This window comes from Azospirillum cavernae, from assembly GCF_003590795.1.
Classification (GTDB): domain Bacteria; phylum Pseudomonadota; class Alphaproteobacteria; order Azospirillales; family Azospirillaceae; genus Azospirillum; species Azospirillum cavernae.
Genome location: NZ_QYUL01000006.1, coordinates 26,497 through 47,969 on the forward strand (window position 1 = coordinate 26,497; position 21,473 = coordinate 47,969).

Annotated in this window: 17 protein-coding genes and 4 pseudogenes; 7 read left to right on the plus strand and 14 right to left on the minus strand. The window is 63.7% G+C overall.

The window, feature by feature from the left end; all coding sequences use genetic code 11:
- Positions 1 to 4 precede the first annotated feature (4 nt).
- Genes D3877_RS27995 through D3877_RS28005 form a run of 3 tightly spaced genes read right to left on the minus strand, consistent with a single transcriptional unit; the run spans position 5 to position 4,745 of the window.
- Positions 5 to 994 carry a hypothetical protein gene (locus D3877_RS27995; RefSeq protein ID WP_119834101.1) on the minus strand — a complete coding sequence of 330 codons (990 nt, stop codon included), beginning with the start codon at positions 992 to 994 and terminating at the stop codon, positions 5 to 7.
- Positions 981 to 2,978 carry an HAD-IIIA family hydrolase gene (locus tag D3877_RS30055; protein ID WP_158600026.1) on the minus strand — a complete coding sequence of 666 codons (1,998 nt, stop codon included), beginning with the start codon at positions 2,976 to 2,978 and terminating at the stop codon, positions 981 to 983. The genes D3877_RS27995 and D3877_RS30055 overlap by 14 nt, the downstream gene beginning before the upstream one ends.
- A gap of 48 nt (positions 2,979 to 3,026) precedes the next feature.
- A complete protein-coding gene (locus tag D3877_RS28005; protein WP_147395309.1) occupies positions 3,027 to 4,745 on the minus strand; it encodes a hypothetical protein in 1,719 nt (572 codons plus the stop codon).
- Between the two features lie 452 nt (positions 4,746 to 5,197).
- On the opposite strand from D3877_RS28005, the gene rfbF reads away from it, so the two are divergent.
- Together rfbF and D3877_RS28015 are read left to right on the plus strand one after the other, a co-directional pair.
- Positions 5,198 to 5,971, plus strand: coding sequence for a glucose-1-phosphate cytidylyltransferase (rfbF, locus tag D3877_RS28010; RefSeq protein ID WP_119834103.1), 774 nt, complete (start codon positions 5,198 to 5,200; stop codon positions 5,969 to 5,971).
- A 288-nt stretch (positions 5,972 to 6,259) separates the two neighbouring features.
- Positions 6,260 to 7,444, plus strand: a complete 1,185-nt coding sequence (locus D3877_RS28015) for a radical SAM protein (RefSeq protein WP_119834104.1) — start codon at positions 6,260 to 6,262, stop codon at positions 7,442 to 7,444.
- Positions 7,445 to 7,739: 295 nt separating this feature from the next.
- Here the strand turns inward: D3877_RS28015 and D3877_RS30350 are convergent.
- Both D3877_RS30350 and D3877_RS28025 read right to left on the minus strand, forming a co-directional pair.
- Positions 7,740 to 7,915: pseudogene (locus tag D3877_RS30350) on the minus strand (IS110 family transposase); the annotation flags it as partial.
- 46 nt (positions 7,916 to 7,961) lie between these two features.
- Positions 7,962 to 8,612: pseudogene (locus D3877_RS28025) on the minus strand (transposase); the annotation flags it as partial.
- A 366-nt stretch (positions 8,613 to 8,978) separates the two neighbouring features.
- On the opposite strand from D3877_RS28025, the gene pseB reads away from it, so the two are divergent.
- The 4 genes from pseB to D3877_RS28045 all read left to right on the plus strand — a co-directional run bounded on the left by pseB (position 8,979) and on the right by D3877_RS28045 (position 12,970).
- Positions 8,979 to 9,971, plus strand: coding sequence for a UDP-N-acetylglucosamine 4,6-dehydratase (inverting) (pseB, locus tag D3877_RS28030; RefSeq protein WP_119834243.1), 993 nt, complete (start codon positions 8,979 to 8,981; stop codon positions 9,969 to 9,971).
- A gap of 19 nt (positions 9,972 to 9,990) precedes the next feature.
- Positions 9,991 to 11,238, plus strand: coding sequence for a UDP-4-amino-4,6-dideoxy-N-acetyl-beta-L-altrosamine transaminase (gene pseC / locus D3877_RS28035; protein WP_119834105.1), 1,248 nt, complete (start codon positions 9,991 to 9,993; stop codon positions 11,236 to 11,238).
- A 116-nt stretch (positions 11,239 to 11,354) separates the two neighbouring features.
- On the plus strand, positions 11,355 to 11,651 hold the full coding sequence (locus D3877_RS28040) for a hypothetical protein (RefSeq protein WP_119834106.1): 297 nt from the start codon (positions 11,355 to 11,357) through the stop codon (positions 11,649 to 11,651).
- Between the two features lie 83 nt (positions 11,652 to 11,734).
- Positions 11,735 to 12,970 carry a calcium-binding protein gene (locus D3877_RS28045; protein WP_119834107.1) on the plus strand — a complete coding sequence of 412 codons (1,236 nt, stop codon included), beginning with the start codon at positions 11,735 to 11,737 and terminating at the stop codon, positions 12,968 to 12,970.
- A gap of 12 nt (positions 12,971 to 12,982) precedes the next feature.
- On the opposite strand, the gene D3877_RS28050 is transcribed toward D3877_RS28045, so the two are convergent.
- The 8 genes and pseudogenes from D3877_RS28050 to rfbC all read right to left on the minus strand — a co-directional run bounded on the left by D3877_RS28050 (position 12,983) and on the right by rfbC (position 19,587).
- Complete coding sequence (locus D3877_RS28050) at positions 12,983 to 13,891, minus strand: hypothetical protein (protein WP_119834108.1); 909 nt, start codon at positions 13,889 to 13,891, stop codon at positions 12,983 to 12,985.
- Between the two features lie 302 nt (positions 13,892 to 14,193).
- Positions 14,194 to 14,325, minus strand: a pseudogene (locus D3877_RS28055) (IS256 family transposase); the annotation flags it as partial.
- Positions 14,326 to 14,651: 326 nt separating this feature from the next.
- Positions 14,652 to 14,923, minus strand: a pseudogene (locus D3877_RS28060) (transposase); the annotation flags it as partial.
- Between the two features lie 85 nt (positions 14,924 to 15,008).
- Positions 15,009 to 15,962 (minus strand): UDP-glucuronic acid decarboxylase family protein, encoded by a 954-nt coding sequence (locus D3877_RS28065; protein ID WP_119834109.1) that lies wholly within the window; start codon positions 15,960 to 15,962, stop codon positions 15,009 to 15,011.
- Between the two features lie 52 nt (positions 15,963 to 16,014).
- Complete coding sequence (gene rfbA / locus D3877_RS28070; protein ID WP_119834244.1) at positions 16,015 to 16,878, minus strand: glucose-1-phosphate thymidylyltransferase RfbA; 864 nt, start codon at positions 16,876 to 16,878, stop codon at positions 16,015 to 16,017.
- Positions 16,879 to 16,971: 93 nt separating this feature from the next.
- Positions 16,972 to 17,868, minus strand: a complete 897-nt coding sequence (gene rfbD / locus D3877_RS28075) for a dTDP-4-dehydrorhamnose reductase (protein ID WP_119834110.1) — start codon at positions 17,866 to 17,868, stop codon at positions 16,972 to 16,974.
- Positions 17,865 to 18,953, minus strand: a complete 1,089-nt coding sequence (rfbB, locus tag D3877_RS28080) for a dTDP-glucose 4,6-dehydratase (protein ID WP_119834111.1) — start codon at positions 18,951 to 18,953, stop codon at positions 17,865 to 17,867. The genes rfbD and rfbB overlap by 4 nt, the downstream gene beginning before the upstream one ends.
- A gap of 82 nt (positions 18,954 to 19,035) precedes the next feature.
- Entirely contained in the window at positions 19,036 to 19,587 is a 552-nt protein-coding gene (gene rfbC, locus D3877_RS28085) for a dTDP-4-dehydrorhamnose 3,5-epimerase (protein WP_119834245.1), read from the minus strand.
- A gap of 207 nt (positions 19,588 to 19,794) precedes the next feature.
- On the opposite strand from rfbC, the gene galE reads away from it, so the two are divergent.
- Entirely contained in the window at positions 19,795 to 20,805 is a 1,011-nt protein-coding gene (galE, locus tag D3877_RS28090; protein WP_119834112.1) for a UDP-glucose 4-epimerase GalE, read from the plus strand.
- Between the two features lie 58 nt (positions 20,806 to 20,863).
- Here the strand turns inward: galE and D3877_RS28095 are convergent, their stop codons facing one another.
- Positions 20,864 to 21,457 (minus strand): D-sedoheptulose-7-phosphate isomerase, encoded by a 594-nt coding sequence (locus tag D3877_RS28095; protein ID WP_119834113.1) that lies wholly within the window; start codon positions 21,455 to 21,457, stop codon positions 20,864 to 20,866.
- Positions 21,458 to 21,473: the final 16 nt, after the last annotated feature.

The following is a 21,473-nucleotide window of genomic DNA, read 5'->3' on the forward strand; positions in this document are numbered from 1 at the left end:
CTGCTTAGAACGGCGGCGACGCGGATTCAGCGGCAATCAGGCGCTGCAACGCGGCAACCGTGTCAGCGTTGGGAACTGGCCTGTCCGGCGTGGATTCCAGGTGATGCGGCTTGATCCAGCCGATGCGCCAATCGACCGCATAGAAACGTTCCCGCCACCGGACAAGGGTGTAGCCGATGTGGTAGAGCGGCAGGATGTGGACGGCGTCGGGCCGATCCACGGGACTCCCCGGCATGGGCGGATTGCGCAGGCTGGTGTCGAGCGCCCGTTCGCAGTACCGCTCGAGATCATTCTGCCCCGCCCGCAACGGCCGGATGCAGACCGGAGCGTCCCCTTCCGTCAGCGGCTCGTCCTTTCGGCTATCGCCGGATTTGAGGACGGCCAAGCGTGTCTGGGCTTCGGCCTGCGCTTGGGCGAAGCTCTGTCCGTAAAGCGGCAGCATGCCATGATGCGCCACAGCGAGGTACTGCGCCGCCGCCGCCGCCGGGTTGGCGGCCCGCCGGATGTCGGCAAGCCGCCGACGCGCTGCGGGAAGTTCGGGAGCCGCCGCGACGGCTGCCGCCAGCCGGGGCGTTTCCCTGCCACGCCAGGAACGCGCGCGTTCGATCCGTGACGCGTAGAAGAACGCGAGCGCGCTGCCAGAAAACCACGCGGCGGCCCGTTCCAGATGCGGCAGGGCGGCTTGGGGATCGCCACGCTCCAGGCAGAGGAGGCCGCGCCAGAAATGGGCGCGGAATTCCTCGGGACGGGTTTCGGCGATCAGCGCCAGCATGCGGTCGGCCTGTTCGAGCGCATGGCCCGAAGCCGCCCCCATGGCAAGCAGTCGATAGGGCGCCTGGGTTTCCAGGGGAACCCCCAGCCGGGGCATGGCGGACGCCAGGATGCGGCGCATGCCGACAGCCTCCAGGATGATCCGGGCGCTGTGCAGCAGAGGCTCCGACCATTGCGCCGAGTAGCGGAGAAACTGTGCCGTCACGGGATCACGGGCAGACATGGGAGCCTCCTTTCGCTTCGTCCGTCGCCAGGATGATCCGGGCGGCCTCCGCCAGCGACGCGACGCGATGGTCGGGAGAGTCCGCCGCCGGCTCGGCATAACCGCCGTCGATCAGATAGGTGGAACATCCTGCGGCGCGGCCTGCGGCGATGTCGCGCCAGCGGTCGCCGACGAGATGGCTTCGCGCCAGATCAATGTTCCAATCGCGCGCCGCATCAAGCAGCATGCCGGGCAAAGGCTTGCGGCAAGCGCACCCATCGGCGTCGGTGTGATAGCAGACGCGTATGTCGTCGACCCCCAGGGTGCGGGCGATGCTTTCGTGCATCGCCTCGACCACCGCCCTTTCCTGTCGGCCGGTGGCGACATCTGGCTGGTTGGTCACGATGACGACGAGAAAGCCACGGCTCCGCAAGGCGGCGATGGCTTCTGGAACGCCGGGCAGGATGTCCAGATCCTCGAGCCTGTCCGGGGGATAGGGTTTGCCGGCGCGCAGGATGGCGCGGTTGACGACGCCGTCGCGGTCGAGAAAGACGGCGGCCTGTGGCGGACGGCGGCTGGGCCTCGGCGGATCGGTCAGAAAATCGTCGATCAGATAAAGCCGGTGGTCGTGCGGCAGGACAAGCTGGTCCAGCACCGCCCGACCATTGACCGTTGTCCGGCCGGCGTCCGCAGTCAGGACCAGGTTTCCCCCGCCGATGGTTTGAGCCGTGACCGCTTCGTGCCCATCGATGGGAGCGGCGAGCGGCGAGTCGACTGTGTGCGCCGTGATCAGGGCAAACAGGAGCGCCCCGCTCTCCGGCGCCAGCAAGGCGTTCCAGGCGGCGTCACCCAAGGCCGCGAAGGCCGCGTCAGTGGGACAGAAGACCGTCACCGGCCCCTTCCAGAGCCAGCGGCGGCGCAGCCGGTTCCCGTAGAGCGCCGTAGCCAGCAATTCGGCTCCGCGCCGGTAGCCGAGGAGATCCAGAGTACGGCACAGCCGGATCATGTCGCACGCCGCCGAGATCTGGTGCACGAAGAAATCGGACTGCTGCTCGACCCGTCGCCACAGGGATTCGGTGCGATCCCCCGCGTGGAACTTCAAGGAGCGCGCGGCCAGATGCCGTTGCGCCACTCCGTCGAAATCCAGCCACCATGCCCCGATCTCCTCCGCATTGGCGCGGCGCTGCATGAAATACCAGTTCCGGTCATGCTGGAGGGGCGTCAGGCTGACGCTGTACATGGTGTCGGAATCATCGATGAAGGCAACGTCCGACGGATCGTTCAGCCGGGCCAGAGAGTGCTTCGGATCCAGGCTCAGCGCGTTGAGGTCGATGCACAAGGCGCTGCCGACCAGAAGGCGCATGATGAAGCCTTCGCTTCCCACCGGCCAGATGACGTACTCCATATGATGAGGAAAATTGTCGCTGTCCCTCATGTACGCTGCATGCAAAGGATGCATGTGCTTCATCGTCAAGGCCATCAGCGCGCGCGGCGTGAACACCACGCTGGCTGGAACAGCGTCCGACTCCTTGCAGACGATCTCGCGGTAATCGTCCTCGAACGTTTCCGAGACGACCCGGATGCACATGAAGTAGATCGCCTTGCGACCGGCTTCCAGCAAGCCGGCGATCGTGGCGAAGGCCCCGTCGGCCCAGACGAAATCGGGGTGGACGGTGAGCACGCAAGCCCCCTGGTTGCGGGCACGCTCCGCTCCTCGTGACCAGAGTTCGACATGCGCGTCGATCGGACGGCGCAGATCGACATCCGTGGGATCGACGATCTCCACCGGCATGAGGGCGGACAATGCCTTGAACGACGCGGTTTGCATGATCACCGCAGCGCAATCAGGTGGCGTAAAGATGAGGTAGGAAGCCGCTACCCGACGGCTGAAGTCAGGCAGATTGCCCGGAGCCAGCAGCGAAGGCAGGTTCATCGTGGCAAAGACCCGCGTGTGCCATTCGCCCCAGACGGCCGTCACAAGAAGGCAGCGTCGCGCTTCCGCCATGATCCACTCCACCAAACATCCTGAAAATCGCCGACACCGGACGGTCTCTTATGCGCCAACTGTTCCCGCCATGTCATCGGCCGACAACAGCCGACCGATCCGCGCCAAGGCGTCGGCATTGCACGCGCCCATGTGCCGCCACAACCGCCGCACCCCGGCGTGCAGCAACGCCATGTCGGTGGCGGTCATGGCGGCGCGCAAAGCCTCCAGGTCGCCCTGCGGGACCACCACCCCCGCTTGAAAATCCCGGACCAGACCGGCCATCAGTTCGAAACTGTCGTCGATGACCACCGGCAGTCCGCCAGCGATGAAGCCGACGAAGCGGGCCGAGAGGCAGACCGCCTTATCCGGCACCGTGATTTCCGACGGTTCGCTGAACATCCAGCCGAAATCATAGTCCGGCATCCGGCGGCGCAGTTCAGCCGCCGACAGGCGACGGAAATAGCGCACCGGCCCAGCGCTCCAGCGTTCCTGATAAGCGGCAAATCGGGGATCCTGACCCGGACCCTCGTGCACGCTGTTGAAGACATCGATCCGGATGGGGCCGGTCTCCGTCAGGTGCGCGAACATGCCCGCCAGATCATAGTCGCCGGGAACCAGCGCCGCATGCCGGGGTTGGGGCAGCAGGGCGGCATAAAGCAGCCGCAACGGTCCTGGGCGCGGCGGCGGCGGGGCGGGCGGGGGAACGCATCCCGCGTGCTGGAAGGCCATGACGCAGCGTTCGGCGGCGCGGCTGTCCGCCACCCGCGTCAGCCAACGCCGCCAGCGTGCCCCTCCACGCTTGGAAACGATCATGTCGCTGTCCAGCAGCGTCTGCGCCTCGGCCAACCGGCACAGCGCCAATTGCTCCGGCGTGACCTCGTTGAAGGCGGTGACGACGTTTTCCGGCTGCCAGGCGATAAAATCATAGACCTCGTGGACGATGCGGCTGCGCGGCGCGTGGATGCGCAGCAACCGGGCCAGGGGGTATATGGGGAAGTGGCTGCGCAGGTAGATCAGCCTTGGCTGAGCGCGGGCTAGCAGGTCGAGGAGCAATGGCAACGAACCGCGCAGGTCGAGCACGGGAAAGGACGGAGCGGTGTACAGGCCGGCTTCGGGGCGGTACGGCTGCCAGGGGGCGAAATGCACGCCCAGGACGGCGCTGCCGGTCGGCAGCGCCCGGACCAGCGCCTCATCCTCCAGAATGGAGAAGTTGGTATCGACGAAGACAAGCACATCGCATGGGGGTGGATCGCCGAGCAATGATCGGCGCAGTTCGTCCAGGGCCATCGCAGCATAGGCCGGGTCGTGGAGCAGCGACAGGACACGCGCCGTCGGCATCCCCAGGTCCAACAGGACCGCGCGCATTTCTCCGCCATGGCGCGGATGGGCGATGATCACGGTCGCCTCCTGGCCGACCGCCTCCTCCGGCGTCAGCGTGGACAGCCCCTCGAAGAACGGCTGGCTCTTCGCGTTCCGGTCGACCACGCCGATTATCCGGCCCGCCGTCTGCGGGAAGGATCGCAACTCCTCCAGAAGGGTGACGGTGAAGCTGGAGGCGCCGTACAGCAACAAGGGGCCGACCGGAGCGGCGCCAGCCAGAAACCGGGCAGCCAATGCCATATCCACTGGCGCCGGGGCATCGGTCAGCAACTGTTCCACCCACCGATCCAGCGCCGCCGCATCCGGGCGCAGTTCGTGTCCATCCGTGGAAAGACCGTCAGGAGCGGGAGTCGCCGGATTCGTCACGCTGCCAGAATGGGCCGGAACGGCAGATTGGGTTGTCATGGTGTTTCCATCTGTCTGCTCCCGCTGGCCGCCATGCCGCTCACCATTGCCGAAATCCCTCAGGCTCCACCCTTTGCGTTTATACCAGGGGTTCCGGGCAGAAGACATGGAGACCCGGCGTGGGGAAGGAACGCGGCGCCCGCGCACGCCCTTCACTTAAAACCTTGTCGTTGCGCCATGACACCATCTATTTTGCTGATGGATGGCATTTTCCAGACCAAGCTGGCGGCTTGATCGGTTTGCGCAGCATCAAGGGCAGCATCAAAGATGGTCTCGTTCGATGCCGATGATGGCGAGGAAGGCTGCGGATTCAAGCTTCAGAGCCGCGCCGGAATAACCGGTCGTGATGGCTTTCTGGGGCCGTATAGGTGCGGTGCCATGGAGAATTCGGCCATTTCCCAGATTGCGCTTTCCTTTCCGCCGCAAGGCGGGAGGCTCCAGACGAGGAATCGATGAAAGTCGTGATTTTTGCCGGAGGCCGCGGCACGCGTTTGGCCGAAGAGACGCAAATCCGCCCCAAACCGATGGTGCAGATCGGCGGCTTTCCTATAATTTGGCATATCATGAAGATATACTCACATTATGGGTTCAATGACTTTGTGATTTGTCTGGGATATTTGGGAAACAGCATAAAAGAATATTTCATTAATTACCGAATGCATTGCAGCGACATCACCATCGATTTGTCCCGGAACGAGGTTCAGTATCAGAGCGACCGCAGCGAGCCTTGGCGGATCACGCTGGTCGACACCGGCATCGACAGCAGCACCGCCGAACGGCTTCACCGCGTGCGCGCGCACATCGGAACCGAGACGTTTCTGCTGACATACGGCGACGGGGTCGGCGACGTCGATGTGCATCAACTGGTGGCCGCGCACCGGGCCGGTGGACGACAGGCGACGATGACGATTGTTCGTCCGCCTGCCCGATTCGGATCGACGATCGTTGAGGAGGACCGTGTCGTCTCCTTTCTGGAAAAACCCCAGGCTCATGAAGGGCTCATCAACGGCGGCTTCTTCGTGCTGGAGCCATCGGTCATCGACTTCATTGATCCCGATGCCACAGGTTGGGAATACCAGCCACTGCAACGCATCGTCGAGGCCGGTCAATTGACCGCCTACATTCACACCGGCTTCTGGCACGCGATGGACACCGTTCGCGATAAAATCCATCTGGAGCAATTGTGGCATACCGGAACCGCCCCATGGAAAGTTTGGGAGGGATGAAGGACTGTCATTAGATCAGACGCGCTTCTTGCTTCCAAGCCAGTGTAGATATGCAATTTTAACCATGGATTTCTACGATTATTTGTTCGGATAGGCCGTTATCAAATGGATTATTCCGGAAACTTCATGTTGGATTTCCTTATTGGGAATGGTGTTATTGGCGTGGCCATGGTTTTTACATGACTTTACGTGCCTTACCCTGTTGTGCTAAGGTCACTTCACATCTCGCGGAATAGAGATCCGGAAGAGCGACCGCGCCAACGCAAAAGCACGAATGGGATAGAGGCCATGAAGTTCTTCATTACCGAAGACGATATGTGCACAACCCAAAAACTCAATTTGGCCCGTGTGCAGACGTGGCTCGAAGCGAACGGAGGCTGTGTCGTCAGTTCCCCCGAGGAGGCCGACCGCCTATTGTGCATGACCTGCAATGGGTGGTCGCTTCTTGAGCAGTCTTCCTATGACCGCATTCAACGATACGCCAAGGATCATGCCGACAAGATGATCGTGATGGGCTGCGTCAACGACGCTCACCCCGCGAAGGTCGCCGAAATCTGGTCCGGTCCGACCGTGCGCACGGCCGCCGACCGTCCTTACTCCTTTGGTGGGATCGAAGCCCTGTTTCCCGAATTTAAGGTCCGACTGGCGGACGTTCCTGCCCAATCGGTCTTTCGCAGGAAAGAGGACTATCGCGATTACAACCTGTCGAAACGTTTCATCAACATCGCCGAAGGCTGCGCGTTTCATTGCACCTTCTGCACACACAAGCCAGGGCTTGGCAATCGCCGCAGCAGGCCGCTTGACGAAATTCTGCAGCAGATCGCGCAATGCGTGGAAGAGGGTGTGCGAATCATCAACCTGATGGGAATGGAAACCGCGCTCTACGGCCTTGACGTCGACAGCGATTTTTCCCGTCTCTTGAAGGCCGTGCTGGAATTCCACGATTCCTATGAGGTCCACGTCGCCCAGTTCAACCCGACGGGCATCCATCGCTATTACGATGCTTTGCTGCCGCTCTTCCAGAACAAGCGGGTAACAGACGTCCAGCTGCCGATCCAGACCACCTCGGCACGGCTTCTCAAGATGATGAACCGGCGCGACCATTCGGAGAGGGTCGGCTCCTTCATGGCGGCGGTGCGAGCCGCCAACCCCCGGGTGGTGCTCCGCACCGATCTGATCGTTGGCTGGCCCACCGAAACCGCCGAGGAGCGCCAAGCCTCGCTGGATTTTGCCGGGCAGCATTTCGACGAGATCGCGCTCTACACGATTGAACTGTCACCCGACTTGCCGGCCTGGAAATACCAGGACCAAGCGTTTCCTCCCAAAACGCTGGAAGAGATCCGGCGGACCAGCGCCGATTATCTGAATGCCCGCTATGACGTGGTCGTGCACTCCGGTCAACAGGACGACCGCGCTATGGCCACTGCGGAAGCCAAACGCAAGGCGTTGCGCGCGCGTCGCGCCGCCGCCTGAGCGTGGCCTCCGACCGCCACCCTGGCGGGGGTATTGCTTCCGTAATGGGCCCGTTGGGTCGTCAAGCCCCCGAATGGAACACGTTGTGCCGGTTTCATGCTTCCGTCCGTGGTCAGCACATGGCCGCCACACCATGCGGTCAGAAGGAAGCCGCGAGCCGATCTCGCAGAGCGTGATGCCCGTCCGCAAGGGCGGGTTCACCAGCAATTGCCCGGCTTCATCGGATCCTGCGTCCCGGCGACGGGACCTCAGGCGGCTGGGCCGCTGATCAGCCCGACCGGAAACGGTTTGGTTCTTATGCGGTGGCGGTCTCCTTGCCGAAGCGGAAGTCGGCGCCCCCCACATCCGGTGGCGGACAGTGGCCAGCTTGCGCGCCAGGGCGACCTTGGCGCGCATCATGCCGCCGCGCACCAAAGCGTCGCCCGTCTTGCTGATGGCGCCGGTGACGTCGGTCTCGCCGGACTGATATTGGCCCATCCGCGTTCTCGGTGCAGAGGACCAGCTTGAACAGTACTGTTCAGGCGGCTTCGAGGGCACGATGGCGCAGCAAATCGAAGCCTCCGCGTCCGTTCATCGTGCCCTTGATCGTCTTCAGCTCACGTTTCAGGCCGCCGGCGAATCCCGCCATGGCCGTGCCGTCGGTCGCCAGCAACCACTCATCCAGTTCTCCGGCCCGCTGTTCGCGAACCATCGTCCGGAAGGCCCGAGCCAACGCGACGGTCTGCGCCAGCTCCGGGGAACGGGAAAGCAGGGCGGTGACGAAGGACTGTTCGGTCGCGTCGATCTCAGACGCGTCGGCGACCACCACCCGCCCCCTCTTGCGGTCAAGGCCGAGCGTCTGGGCGATGCGGGTTTGCGACCAGTCGCGCGCGTCCAGCGCGACAACCTCCTCGAAACGGGCATGGCGGGCAGCCTTGATGACGGCGCTCCGCTGCTCACGACGGGTCGGTGGTTTGGCGCCCTCATCGGGTTGCGGCGCGTGCGCCTCTTGTCCGGTTCCATCGACGGGAGCGACGGCCAGCTTGGCGGCCGCCCGCAGATCCCGATGATGGCCGGTGAGAACCCCACGCAGCACATTGGTGAGGTTGTGCAGAAGATGCCAGCGGTCGACGACCTGAACGGCGGTCGGTACGCCTCGGCGGATGCCGTCGTCGTAGGCGCCAGCACGACGTGATCGGCATCGACCGTAACCAGATCAACGACAAGCCCGGCTGGCAGCAGAGAAAGCAGCGATTTGGACAAGGAAGCGGGTGCTCATGCAGGAAATGGTTCCCTTTATGTGCTCATTCCGACCCGCTTCTGCATCTGGCCTGCACCGAAAATGCGGATGGACCAAAGCTTCTCGCGAACGGAGACCGAACCGAGAGGAACCCGCTTGCACGGCACACCCTGGTGAATTAACCCCATCATCAGGAAGGTCCGATTACAGTCGGTCGATCCGAGGCGCGATCAACAGGCGAGACTGGCTGCAATGACAAAATTTGGCGAGTCCCTTGACGTTTCAGTGGAGCAGACGCTCGAAGCTGGATTGCGGATGTTCGATGGGCGATCCGTTCTGGTGACAGGGGGGAGCGGATCGTTCGGGCAGCGCTTCGTCGAAACGGTGATGCGCCACGCCAAACCGCGCCGTGTCATCATTTTTTCTCGCGACGAATTCAAGCAGTACGAGATGCAGCAGCGCATGCCCGCAGAATGGGCCTCGACGCTGCGTTTCTTCATCGGCGATGTGCGCGACCGTGAACGGCTGGAATTGGCCATGCGCAACGTTGATTTCTGCGTCCACGCCGCCGCGCTGAAGCATGTTCCTGCCGCCGAATACAACCCCATGGAGTGCATCCACACCAACGTCTACGGCGCTGAAAATGTGGTGCGGGCGGCTCTGGCGATGGGGGTGCGGCGGGTCATCGCTCTGTCCACGGACAAGGCGGCGAACCCAATCAACCTGTATGGGGCCAGCAAGCTGGCCTCGGACAAGATCTTCATCGCGGCCAACAACCTGTCCGGCGCTCTCGACACACGTTTCTCCGTGGTGCGTTACGGCAACGTGGTCGGATCGCGCGGCAGCGTCGTGCCGTTGTTTCGCAAGATGATCGCGCAAGGGACGGACCATCTGCCGATCACCGACGCGCGGATGACCCGTTTTTGGATCACGCTTCAGCATGGCGTCGATTTCGTCCTGTCCTGCTTTTCGATGATGTTGGGGGGCGAAATCTTCGTGCCCAAGATTCCCAGCATGCGCATGACCGAACTGGCGCAAGCCATGGCGCCGGATCTGCCGTTGAAGATGGTGGGCATTCGCCCCGGTGAAAAGCTGCACGAGGTCATGATCACCGAGGATGATTCGCGCCAGACTTACGAACTGACCGACCGTTTCGTCATCGAACCCGCCTTCGCCTTCTGGCAGCATGCGCCGTATGAGCGGTTGAGCGCCCGCCCGGTGCCGGACGGTTTCCGTTACGCCAGCGACAGCAACGGTGATTGGCTGGATGGCGAGCGACTGCGCACGCTGCTGGCGGAAGCTCATTGACGCGGGCAAGGGAGGGATCATGACCAGCGCCTTGCCTTTTCTGCCCTATGGCCGACAGGCTGTGGACGATGCGGACATCGCCGCCGTGGCGGCCGTGTTGCGGGGCGACTGGCTGACCCAGGGGCCGACGGTGACGGCGTTTGAGCGGGCGTTTGCCGACAAGGTCGGCGCGGCGGCGGCGGTTGCCTGCGCCAACGGCACCGCCGCGCTGCGGTTGGCCTACACCGCTTTGAACGTCGGTCCCGGCGACGCGGTGATCGTTCCATCCAACACCTTTCTCGCCACCGCTTCGGCGGCCCGTCACGCCGGGGCTGAAGTGGCCTTTGCCGACGTTGATCCCGTCACCGGGTTGATGGGGGTTGAGCACGCCGAAGCCGCTTTGGCCCAGGCGCGCGCGGCTGGGTGGCGTCCGCGAGTCCTGGCTCCGGTCCATTATGCGGGGCAGACCGCCGCGATGGCCGATCTTGGCGCCCTGGCTCGCGATCAGGGGCTGGCGGTCGTTGAAGACGCCTGCCACGCCGTCGGCGCCGTTGATTGCAGCGGTTCTGTTCCGTCGCCTGTTGGCGCTTGCGTCCAGAGCGCGCTGACCGTGTTCTCCTTCCACCCGGTCAAGACCATCGCCGCCGGAGAAGGGGGAGCCGTGACCGGGGCGGATCCAGCCCTGATGGAGCGGGTGCGCCGTCTTTGCAACCATGGCATCCACCGGACTGGGCCGGGTGAGGTGGACGCGTTCACCGATCCCGAAGCCGCCTGTGACCAGAATGGCTTGGCCAACCCCTGGTATTATGAGATGGAAGAGCCGGGCTTCAATCATCGGCTGTCCGACATCCACGCCGCTCTTGTTCTCAGCCAGCTTGGGCGGCTCGACGCCTTCGTTGAGCGGCGGCGGCGTCTGATGGCGTTGTACGCCGCGCGTCTGGCCTCGTTGGCTCCGCTGGTCGAGGCGCCGCGTGTGGTTCCCTGGTGCCGTCCGGCTTGGCATCTTTGCGCCGTCCGCATCGACTTTGCCGCCGCTGGCCAGTCTCGGGCGCGGGTGATGGCGGCACTGCGCGCGCAAGGCGTCGGCAGTCAAGTCCATTACATTCCGGTTCATCGCCAACCCTATTGGCGGCGGCGCTATGGTGATCGGTCTCTGCCGGGGGCGGAGCGGCATTACGCGCAAACCTTGTCTCTGCCGCTTTATCCGACGATGGTGGATGAGGACGTTGATCGGGTTGTTCGCGCGCTGGAAAGGGCCTTGACCGGCGCTGAGGGCGGCGGCGGGTGAACCACTGACGACGGCTGACAGGGCGCAGCCGTATTCCTTTGATGGCGGAAATGCGCTATGTCAGCCCATGTCTCCGCAACGCCTTTTTAGGGCAACGCTTTTTTAGGAGTGGGACCATGGCCGAAGGAACTGTGGATTATTACGCGATGGTCGAAGAGGCGTGGCAGCTCAGCGACACCGCGCGTGACTATGTGAAGAACGCGGGCCGTGAGGTGGACAACACCGAGCTGTGGGAGAAGGTGTTCGTCACCTCACCGTTGCTTGATCTTGATCGCACCCAGGCCGAGGGCGGTCAGCCCCTTCAGAAGATTTTCTTCAAGAATCCCTACGGCCTGCAATACCGCGCCGATCACAAGGATTGGATCCCTTTCCGTCATGGCGCTTTGGATCCGGCTTACCTTCAGGTGGTCTGATCCGTTTGGTCAGAAAACCCTGGGCCGGTCCGGGTCGAACATTGTCCTTCGTGTGGTCTACGCTCAACAGAATGAGGTGAGACATGGCGCTGTTGGCAGGAAACGCGCGGGCAATTTGGGCGGCGGACACGGTCGCCGGGACGGCGAACGCCGACACCCTGACCGGAACCAGCGGAGCTGACGCCGTGAACGGGCTGGGCGGCGTCGACCGTTTCGTCCTGACCAGCGACATCTCGGCCTATGCCATGACGTTCGGCAGCGGCGGAAGTCTGTTCATCAGCGGCCCGGACGGCGCGGACACCCTGACCGGGGTTGAACTGGTGCAGACGAGCAGCGGCTCGTTGATCTCGGTTGCTAGCCTTGCGGGTTTTTCGGAGCCGTCCGTCTCCGGCCTGACGGTCGGCCCAGGCGCGACCAGCGCCGCCGATTACCTTCTTGGAACGTCCGCTGTTGATTGGATCGGTGGTGCTGGCGGCAACGACACCATCTATGGCCTGGCGGGAGCTGACGCCCTGTTCGGCCAGTCCGGCGACGACGTCCTGTTGGCCGGGGCTGACAACGACACGCTGGAAGGCGGGGCGGGCAACGACCTTCTGTTCGGCGGGACCGGAGATGATCGGCTGAACGGCGACGCCATCGGCCAGTCCGGCGCCGACACCCTGTTGGGCGAGACGGGCGACGATTGGCTGGATGGCGGGGGCGGGGCTGACTTTCTGGATGGCGGGTCAGGCAACGACACGCTTTACGCGGGATTCGGGGCCGACACCTTGCGCGGCGGCGCTGGCGACGATGTGCTGTTTGGGGATGTCTATTCCGACCGCGCGCATGAAATCGCGGTCGCCATGTCGGGCGGCGCGCCGTTGCTGTCCCAGGACGACGTTCTTTTGGGTGGATCGGGCAACGACACGCTGATTGGCGGCGTGGGATCCGATCTTTTGGATGGCGGCCTTGGCAACGACGTGTTTTCGGTGCGCAACCTGAACGAATCGACGCTGACCGCCCCTGACGTCATCGTGAATTTCAACGGTCCGACGATTACGGCGGCGGCCCTGTTGGGCAACGTCAGCTACGCGACGCCGGGGGCTGAGGCCGACCGCATCGACGTGTCGGAAATCGACGCCATCTCGGGAACGACGGTGAATGACGGCTTTTCCTTCATCGGAACCGCCGCCTTCTCGGCGGCAGGGCAGTTGCGTTACGAGACGGCCAACGGCGTGACCATGATCGAAGGCAATGTGAACGCCGACCTGGCCGCTGATTTTCGGATTCAAGTCGACATCGCCAATTACGAATTTTCGTACTTCGACTTTGTCCTGTGACCTTTCGTCGTTTCAGGTCCGTTTTTTCGGGGCGACGGCCACGTCGATGACCAGACGATGGCCGTGCTCCTTTTCGGGGGGCAAGACGAAGACGGTCTTTGTCTGAATAGGACCTTGGCCACCGAGAATCAGGTGGTTGACGCCCCCGCTCGTGGCCAGCCGATAGGTCAGCGGCGCTGCCGCGAAGGCGCCGGAGGCTGGCGCTTTCCACAATGTTCCCGGCAACACCAGTTCCAGCCGGTTGGGCGCACGCTGCGCCAGCAGGGTGAAGCGGGGTGGTCCGTCGAGATCCAGAACGACGCGGACGGTCCCACCGTTGGTGGCCGCACGCAGTTGCGTCACCGCAAGCGTTTGGCTTGGCTTTTCAGTCACACCGGCTGTTGGGGCCGTTGTCATGGTCGGTTTGGGGCGCGGAACGGGCGCAACGGGAAGCGGCGCGGCGGGGGGGGCGACGGTGGGCTTGGCGTCCAGCGCGACGTCTGGGGAAGCGTTCGCAGGTGGCGGGGCCGCCGCGACCATGGGCGCGGCGGGCGCGGGCTGTGTTGCGATGGGAAGGCTGTTCGGCGCGGGATTGGGTGGCGGCGCAGGCGGCGGCGGGGAGGGAAGCGCCGCTGTTTTCGGCGATCCTGGCGCGCCTGGACGGCCTTCCGCGCGGCCAAAAAGGCGATAATGGTCGTAGCCGCTGCGCCATTGTCCGGCTTTCACGGCGGCGGCGACGTCGGGGTTGGCGGCCAGATAGGTGGTTTCCCGCCAGCCCGGAATGGGAGCATCGGTCAGATTGAGGTCTTTGACCTTGTCCTTGCGCGCCCATTCCAGAACCGGGCCGGGAAGCGACACGCGCAAATCCAGCATCTGCACCCCCAGAGACAGCCAAAGGGGGGTCAGCAGAAGAACCGTCAGGCGCAGGATCTGGGAAAACAAAGCGCTGAAGCGTCCGGCTGAAAGGTTTGAAGGGAGGCGAAGAACCCCATCGCAGCGTCTTTTTCGCCTTGGCCTCTTGGTGCGCTGACGACACTCGAATGGGTACTCCGCCCGACTCGTCGCCGTCCAGAAAAAGCCGAACGGGCGGTGATGGCGAGGATGTTGACTGTTTGGGGATTGAGTAGGTCCCCATCGATAGCGTCCGTTAAGATGGACCAAATTCGGACTGGCGTTGAGGTGGCCATCGATCAGGCGGCTTTGGCTGAAAAGGTGATGGTCGGGGTGCTTTCGACGGCTGTGCTCAGTTCGGCCATGACCTCGACCTGCATGTAACGGTTCAACATCTGCAACACCGCCTCGGCAACGCTGCGCAGAAAGTCGCCGTCGTCGGTCTTCTGCAGAAGATCTGCCAGTGCCATACTGTCATCGGTCACTGAGTTCGTCCTTCGGTTCGAGCTGAAGCGTTGCAACTCCACTCTAGCCGACCAATCCGATGACGACCTCTTTCACACGAGCCGCCGCCCGTGGGGGCATGCTCCCCACGGGCGATCAGAGAATTTCCACCACAACCGTGGACGCTATCTGGAGGACAATTTTCCTTTCCAGATCAGCGGTCGAAACTGCCATTGGACGCTGTATCGACGGGCTTTATAATCCTGCTCGGCGACATTCGGCGCTCGGCTGCAAAAGCCCACGCGCTTTCGAGCGCCAATGCATAGCCGAAGACCAAAGGCTCTCTACTTTTCCAGGGTGACTCCATGTATTCGTTGTCGCTAACTTCAGCCAGAGCCTTAAAAAGCCGTTCGAAAACGCCGCTTTCGCACCAGCGACGGTAGCGGCGGTGGGTATTCTTCCAGTCCCCAAAACGGGCGGGGAGATCGCGCCACGGAATGCCGGCCCGGTAGCGGTACAGCACAGCATCGACAAACAGGCGGTTGTCCTTCGCCCTCCCACCGACATGCCCGGCGCGGCCCCCGGCAGAAAATCCTGGATCCATTCCCACTGGTCGTCCCGTAATGCATAGCGTCGCATCGGTCGGCCCTCCCATCAGCCAACCTTCTGGGAATCACGCATTCCTATCGATGGGAATCCCCTAACTGACGACACTCCCTCAGGATCAGGCGAAGAAGCGGTCGCGGAAATAAGCGATGGTGCGCTCCAGCCCGGCGTCGAGCGGCACCGTCGGTTCCCAGTTCATCAAGGCCTTGGCCTTCGAGATGTCCGGGCGGCGCTGTTTGGGATCGTCCTGGGGCAACGGCTTGTGCTCGATCCGCGAGGAGGAGCCGGTCAGCCGGATGATCTTCTCGGCCAGTTCCAGCATGGTGAATTCGCCAGGATTGCCGAGATTCAGCGGGCCGGTGATTTCGGCGGGCGTGTCCATGAAGCGCAGGAAGCCTTCGATCAGATCATCGACGTAGCAGAAGGCGCGGGTCTGCTGGCCGTCGCCGTAAACGGTGATCGGTTCGCCCTTCAGCGCTTGGATGACGAAGTTCGACACCACCCGCCCGTCGTTGGGGTGCATGCGTGGGCCATAGGTGTTGAAGATGCGGATGACCTTGATCGACAGCTTGTGCTGGCGGTGATAGTCGAAGAACAGCGTCTCGGCGCAGCGTTTGCCCTCGTCGTAGCAGGCGCGCGGGCCGATGGTGTTGACGTTGCCCCAATACTCCTCGGTCTGCGGATGCACCGCCGGGTCGCCATAGACCTCAGAGGTCGAGGCCTGCATGATCCGCGCGTTCAGCCGTTTGGCCAGCCCCAGCATGTTGATGGCGCCATGGACGCTGGTCTTGGTCGTTTGCACCGGATCATGCTGGTAATGAATCGGCGACGCCGGGCAGGCCAGATTGTAGATCTGGTCCACCTCGACATAGAGCGGGAACGTCACGTCGTGACGAATCAGCTCGAAACGTGGGTTGGATAGAAGGTGAAGGACGTTGTCGCGGCTGCCTGTGAAATAATTGTCGGCGCACAGAACCTCGCAATCCCGCTCCAGCAGGCGCTCGCACAGATGCGAGCCGAGGAATCCGGCGCCGCCGGTGACGAGAACCCGTTTTCTGTTGAGAGAACGCATAGGGGGGGCTTTCACCGCAAAAGAAAAGAAGGACGGAGGCGGATGGTCCGCATCATCCCAACAGGCTGAGCAGATAGCGACCGTACTCGTTCTTCTTCAACGGTTCGGCCAGCCGGGAGACCTGCTCGCCATCGATCCAGCCGGACACATAGGCGATCTCTTCCGGGCAGGCGATCTGAAGACCCTGACGGTGCTGGATGGTGCGGACGAACTCCGCCGCTTCCAGAAGGCTGTCGTGGGTGCCGGTGTCGAACCAGCCATAGCCGCGCCCCATCTGCTCGACGTCGAGCAGGCCAAGATCGAGATAGGCGGCGTTGACCGAGGTGATCTCCAACTCGCCACGCGCCGAGGGCTTCACGGCGGCGGCGATGTCCAGCACCTGATTGTCGTAGAAATACAGCCCCGTCACCGCCCATTTGGAACGCGGCGCGGTCGGCTTTTCCTCGATGCTCAGCGCCCGCCCGGTCTCGTCGAACTCGACCACGCCGTAGCGTTCGGGATCGCGCACGCCATAGGCGAAGACGCGGGCGCCGGTGGTCTTTTCCCCGGCGGCGCGCAGAAGCTGGGTCAGGCCGTGGCCGTAGAAGATGTTGTCGCCCAGCACCAGCGCGCAGCTGTCGGCGCCGACGAACTCACGACCGATGATGAAGGCCTGGGCCAGCCCGTCGGGGGAGGGTTGGGCCGCGTAGGACAGCGACACGCCCCATTGCGACCCGTCGCCCAGAACGGTCTGGAACAGCGGTTGGTCGTGCGGCGTGGTGATGATGAGGATGTCGCGGATGCCCGCCAGCATCAACGTGCTGAGCGGGAAATAGATCATCGGCTTGTCGTAGATCGGCAGCAGCTGTTTGCTGATCGCGCGCGTCACCGGGTAGAGCCGGGTGCCGGATCCGCCTGCCAGAATGATGCCTTTCATGTCCGCCGCCTGTCTGTCTGTGGTCTGGATGTCGCGAAGGATGAATTCCAAACGGCGCGCTCGGCATGAGCGCGCCGTCGTCAGCGTGGGTCGTCAGGTCGCCGGTGGCCGCTGGCTGAACAGTTCGTCCAGCACGCGGTCCAGGCTGTCCGCCCAGTCCGGCGGTTCGACGCCGAAAGCGGCGCGCAGGCGGGAACCGTCCAGCCGGGAGTTGATCGGGCGGCGCGCCGGGGTCGGGTAATCGGCGGTGGCGATCGGCTTGACCGCCGGGCGGCGGCCTTCCTCGCGCGCCAGACGCTCGAAGATGCGCTCGGCAAAGCCGAACCAGGTGGTTTCTCCAGCGCCGGTCAGATGATAGGTGCCCCACGGAACGTCGTCGGGCTGGCCCTGGATGCGCGCGGCGATGCGGGTGATGGCGGCGGCGATGTCGTCCGCCGAGGTCGGCGCGCCGGTCTGGTCGGCGACGACGCTCAGCTCGGCGCGTTCCCGGCCCAGCCGCAGCATGGTCTTGACGAAATTGGCGCCGTGGGCGGCGTAAACCCAGGAGGTGCGCAAAATGACGTGGCGGGGCGCTGTGGCGCGCACCGCCGCCTCTCCCGCTTCCTTGCTGGCGCCATAGGCGTTGACCGGGGCGACGGGGTCATCCTCGACGTAAGGGGCGGGCTTGGTTCCGTCAAACACATAGTCGGTGGAGATGTGAATCAGGGCCGCTCCGCGCGCGGCGCAGGCCGCCGCAAGATGGGCCGGACCGTCGCGGTTGATGGCGAAGGCGGCCTCGCGCTCGCTCTCCGCCTTGTCCACGGCGGTGTAGGCGGTGGCGTTGACCACCAGATCCGGGGCGTGTTCAGCCACCGCGCGGTCGATGCTGTCGGGATCGGCCAGATCCACCGCCGGGCGGGCCAACCCGACGACGCGGGCGCCGTCCGGCCAGCAGGCGCGCATCAGGGCGTGGCCGACCTGCCCGCTGGCGCCGAGGACGAGGATGTTCACGCCGCTCCCCCAGTCTTGGACGTCGGGGTCGCCGCCTCGGTCAGCCCCAACCGTTCCCCGCAATAGGAGCCGTTCCGCACCGCTTCCCACCAGGGCCGGTTGGCCAGGTACCACGCGACGGTCTTGCGCAGGCCGCTCTCGAAGGTTTCCTCCGGGCGCCAGCCCAGCTCGCGCTCGATCTTGTCGGCGTCGATGGCGTAGCGCTTGTCGTGGCCGGGGCGGTCGGTGACGAAGGTGATGAGCCGGTCATGCGGGGCGCCGTCGGGCGCCAGCTCGTCCAGCAGGGCGCAGATGCTGCGGACCACCGCGATGTTGGTGCGTTCGTTGTGGCCGCCGATGTTGTAGCTCTCGCCGATCCGCCCCTTTTCCAGCACCAGCCGCAGGGCGCGGGCATGATCCTCGACATAGAGCCAGTCGCGCACATTGTCGCCCTTGCCATAGACCGGCAGCGGTTCCCCGGCCAGACCCTTCAGGATCACCAGCGGGATCAGCTTTTCCGGGAAATGATAGGGGCCGTAATTGTTGGAGCAGTTGGTCAGCACCACCGGCAGCCCGTAGGTCTCGTGCCAAGCCCGCACCAGATGGTCGCTGGACGCCTTGCTGGCCGAATAGGGCGAATTCGGGCTGTAGGCAGTCGTTTCGGTAAAGAAACCATCCTCGCCCAACGTGCCGAACACCTCGTCGGTGGAAATATGGTGAAAGCGGAAGCCGTCCTTGCGGTCGGCGGGCAGAGTGGACCAATAGCCCCGCGCCGCTTCCAGCAGCCGATAGGTGCCGACGATGTTGGTCTGGATGAAATCGCCGGGGCCGTCGATGGAGCGGTCCACATGGGATTCGGCGGCCAGATGCATCACCGCGTCCGGCTGGTGTTCGGCGAAGACCCGGCGCAGGGCGTCGCTGTCGCAGATGTCCACCCGCTCAAAGGCGTAACGGTGGTTGTCCACCGCGCCTGGCAGCGAGGCCAGATTGGCCGCGTAGGTCAGCTTGTCCAGATTGACGACGCGGACGTCGGTTTCGGCGAGCAGTTGGCGGACCACGGCGGACCCGATGAACCCGGCGCCGCCGGTGACGAGAATGCACTTCATCAAAACACCTGCGCCCTATCCAGGAGACAAACAGACACACTCAAGGATTATTCCGAAAGGATTGTTTCGGATTTGGCCTTGTTCAGAACAGGTCACTCGCCTCGGCAAGGCGGGGATTTTTCAGATCCTTGTCGGACAGCCGGGCCTTGTCGGCCTCGACCGGCCAGACGATGGCCAGAGCCGGATCATTCCACAGAATCCCACGGTCATGCTGCGGCGAATAGAAATTCGTCACCTTGTAGATGACTTCGGTGTCCGGTTCCAGCGTGCAGAACCCATGAGCAAAGCCGACCGGGACCAGGATCTGGTTCCACTCCGCCGCGCTGATGATTGCCGAGACATGCTGGCCGAAGGTCGGCGAGTCCCGACGGATGTCCACCGCCACGTCGAAGACGGCGCCGCGCACGACGCGCAGCAGCTTGTCCTGGGCAAAGGGCGGAAGCTGGTAATGCAGGCCGCGCACCGTGCCGACCTCCGCCGACAGCGACTGGTTGTCCTGGACGAAATCAAGCGGAAGCCCCGCCGTCTCGAACGCGCGCTTGCTGTAGGTTTCCGAGAAGAAGCCGCGATGGTCGCCGAATTTTTTCGGGCGGATGATCTTCACATCGGGAATGGCGAGTGCGGCGATGTCCATGCTCATAGCTCCTCCTGCGCCGTTGCGGTGCGGCGTCCGGCTGCCTTGGTATCGCCGGGCGTCGCCGAAGTCCATGGTGGGGTTGCCTCGGGCCGCTTTTCGCGGGCGTGTGTGACTCTGAGCGCTCTTGCGGAAAAGATGAAGCGGCGGTGGTGCGGCGGGTGATAGTCTGTTCGGCCCTTGGCAACGCAGTGTGAATGGATCGACATGGCCGACCCGATTTCCCTCCCGACCGTTCTGGTGACAGGCGGCGCCGGTTACATCGGTTCCCATGTCGTGCTGGCGCTGCTCGACGCTGGGCGATCGGTCGTGGTTCTGGACGATCTGTCCACGGGACGCGGCGCCTCTGTGCCGAATGGGGTTCCGCTGGTGGTCGGCGATGTCGGGGACGCTGGGCTGGTGGAGCGAACCATCGTCGGTCACGGCGTCAACGCCGTGATGCATTTCGCGGGCAGCATCTCGGTCCCGGAATCTGTGGGAAAGCCGCTGGATTATTACCGCAACAACACGGTCAACAGCCTGTCGTTGATCGACGCCGGGCGGCGGGCCGGGGTGGAGCGCTTCATTTTTTCGTCCACCGCCGCCGTCTACGGCATGCCTGAGGCGATGCCGATTGACGAGGATGCGCCCACCGACCCGATCAACCCCTATGGGCGGTCCAAGCTGATGACCGAATGGATGCTGCGCGACGCGGCGTCAGCCCATGGCCTGCGCTACGTCGCCCTGCGTTATTTCAACGTGGCGGGGGCGGATCCGGCGGGGCGTTCAGGGCAGAGCGCGCGGGTGGCGACCCATCTGCTGAAGATCGCCGCCCAGGCCGCGACCGGGCAGCGCCCGGACATCCAGATCTTCGGCGACGATTACCCGACGCCGGACGGCACCTGCGTGCGCGATTACATCCATGTCAGCGACCTTGCCGACGCCCATCTCGCCGCTCTGCGCCATCTGGAGGCCGGGGGTGACAGCCTGGTCCTGAATTGCGGCTATGGCCGGGGCTATTCGGTGCGCGAGGTCCTGGACATGGTTGAATCGGTGCTTGGAAAATCGTTGCCAACTCGAATCGTTCAGCGCCGGGCCGGAGATCCGCCGACCCTGGTGGCTGGAACCGAGCGGATTCGGCGGCTGTTGGACTGGGCGCCGCGCCACGAGGATCTGAGAATCATCGTTGAAACGGCGCTTTCTTGGGAAAAGAAGCTTTCAGTTTCGCAATCGGAATGATCTTCCAATCATATTGAATCCGAAACGAAGCCTGTTTTTCCTTATTGTCTGTGGACGGTCAAACTCCGGCCAACCGGGCCTCAACCTCTTCGCAGAGATGGTGGTAGAGGCAGATGTGCGCCTGTTGAATCAAGGGGGTGTGGCGCGATGGCACGGCCAGCAGCACATCGCTGAGCGCGGCCAGCTTGCCGCCACCCTCGCCGGTCAGGGCCACCGTCGTCATGCCCAACTGCCGGGCCGTCTCGAAGGCGGCGACCACGTTGGGGGAATTGCCGCTGGTGCTGAGGCCGAGCAGAACGCCGCCAGCCTCGGCGTAAGCCTCCACCTGTCGGGCGAAGACGCTCTCATAGCTGTAATCATTGGCCCAGGCCGTCAGAACGGCGGCGTTGGAGCTGAGGCAGATCGCCTTCAGCGCCCGGCGTTCCTTTAGGAAACGACCGACCAGTTCGCCGGTGATGTGCTGGGCGTCGGACGCGGAGCCGCCATTGCCGCAGACCAGCAGGGGGCGCCCCTGGCCAAGCGCGGTGACGACGCGATCAACCGCCTCCGCCACCAGAGCAGGGGGCAGGGTGTCGCGTGTCTTGCGCAGAACCTCGATCGAGGCGTCGAGATAGTCGGTCAGCGACGGGCGGGCGGCAGAGGAGGCGTCCATGGAAGGCGGTTTCCTA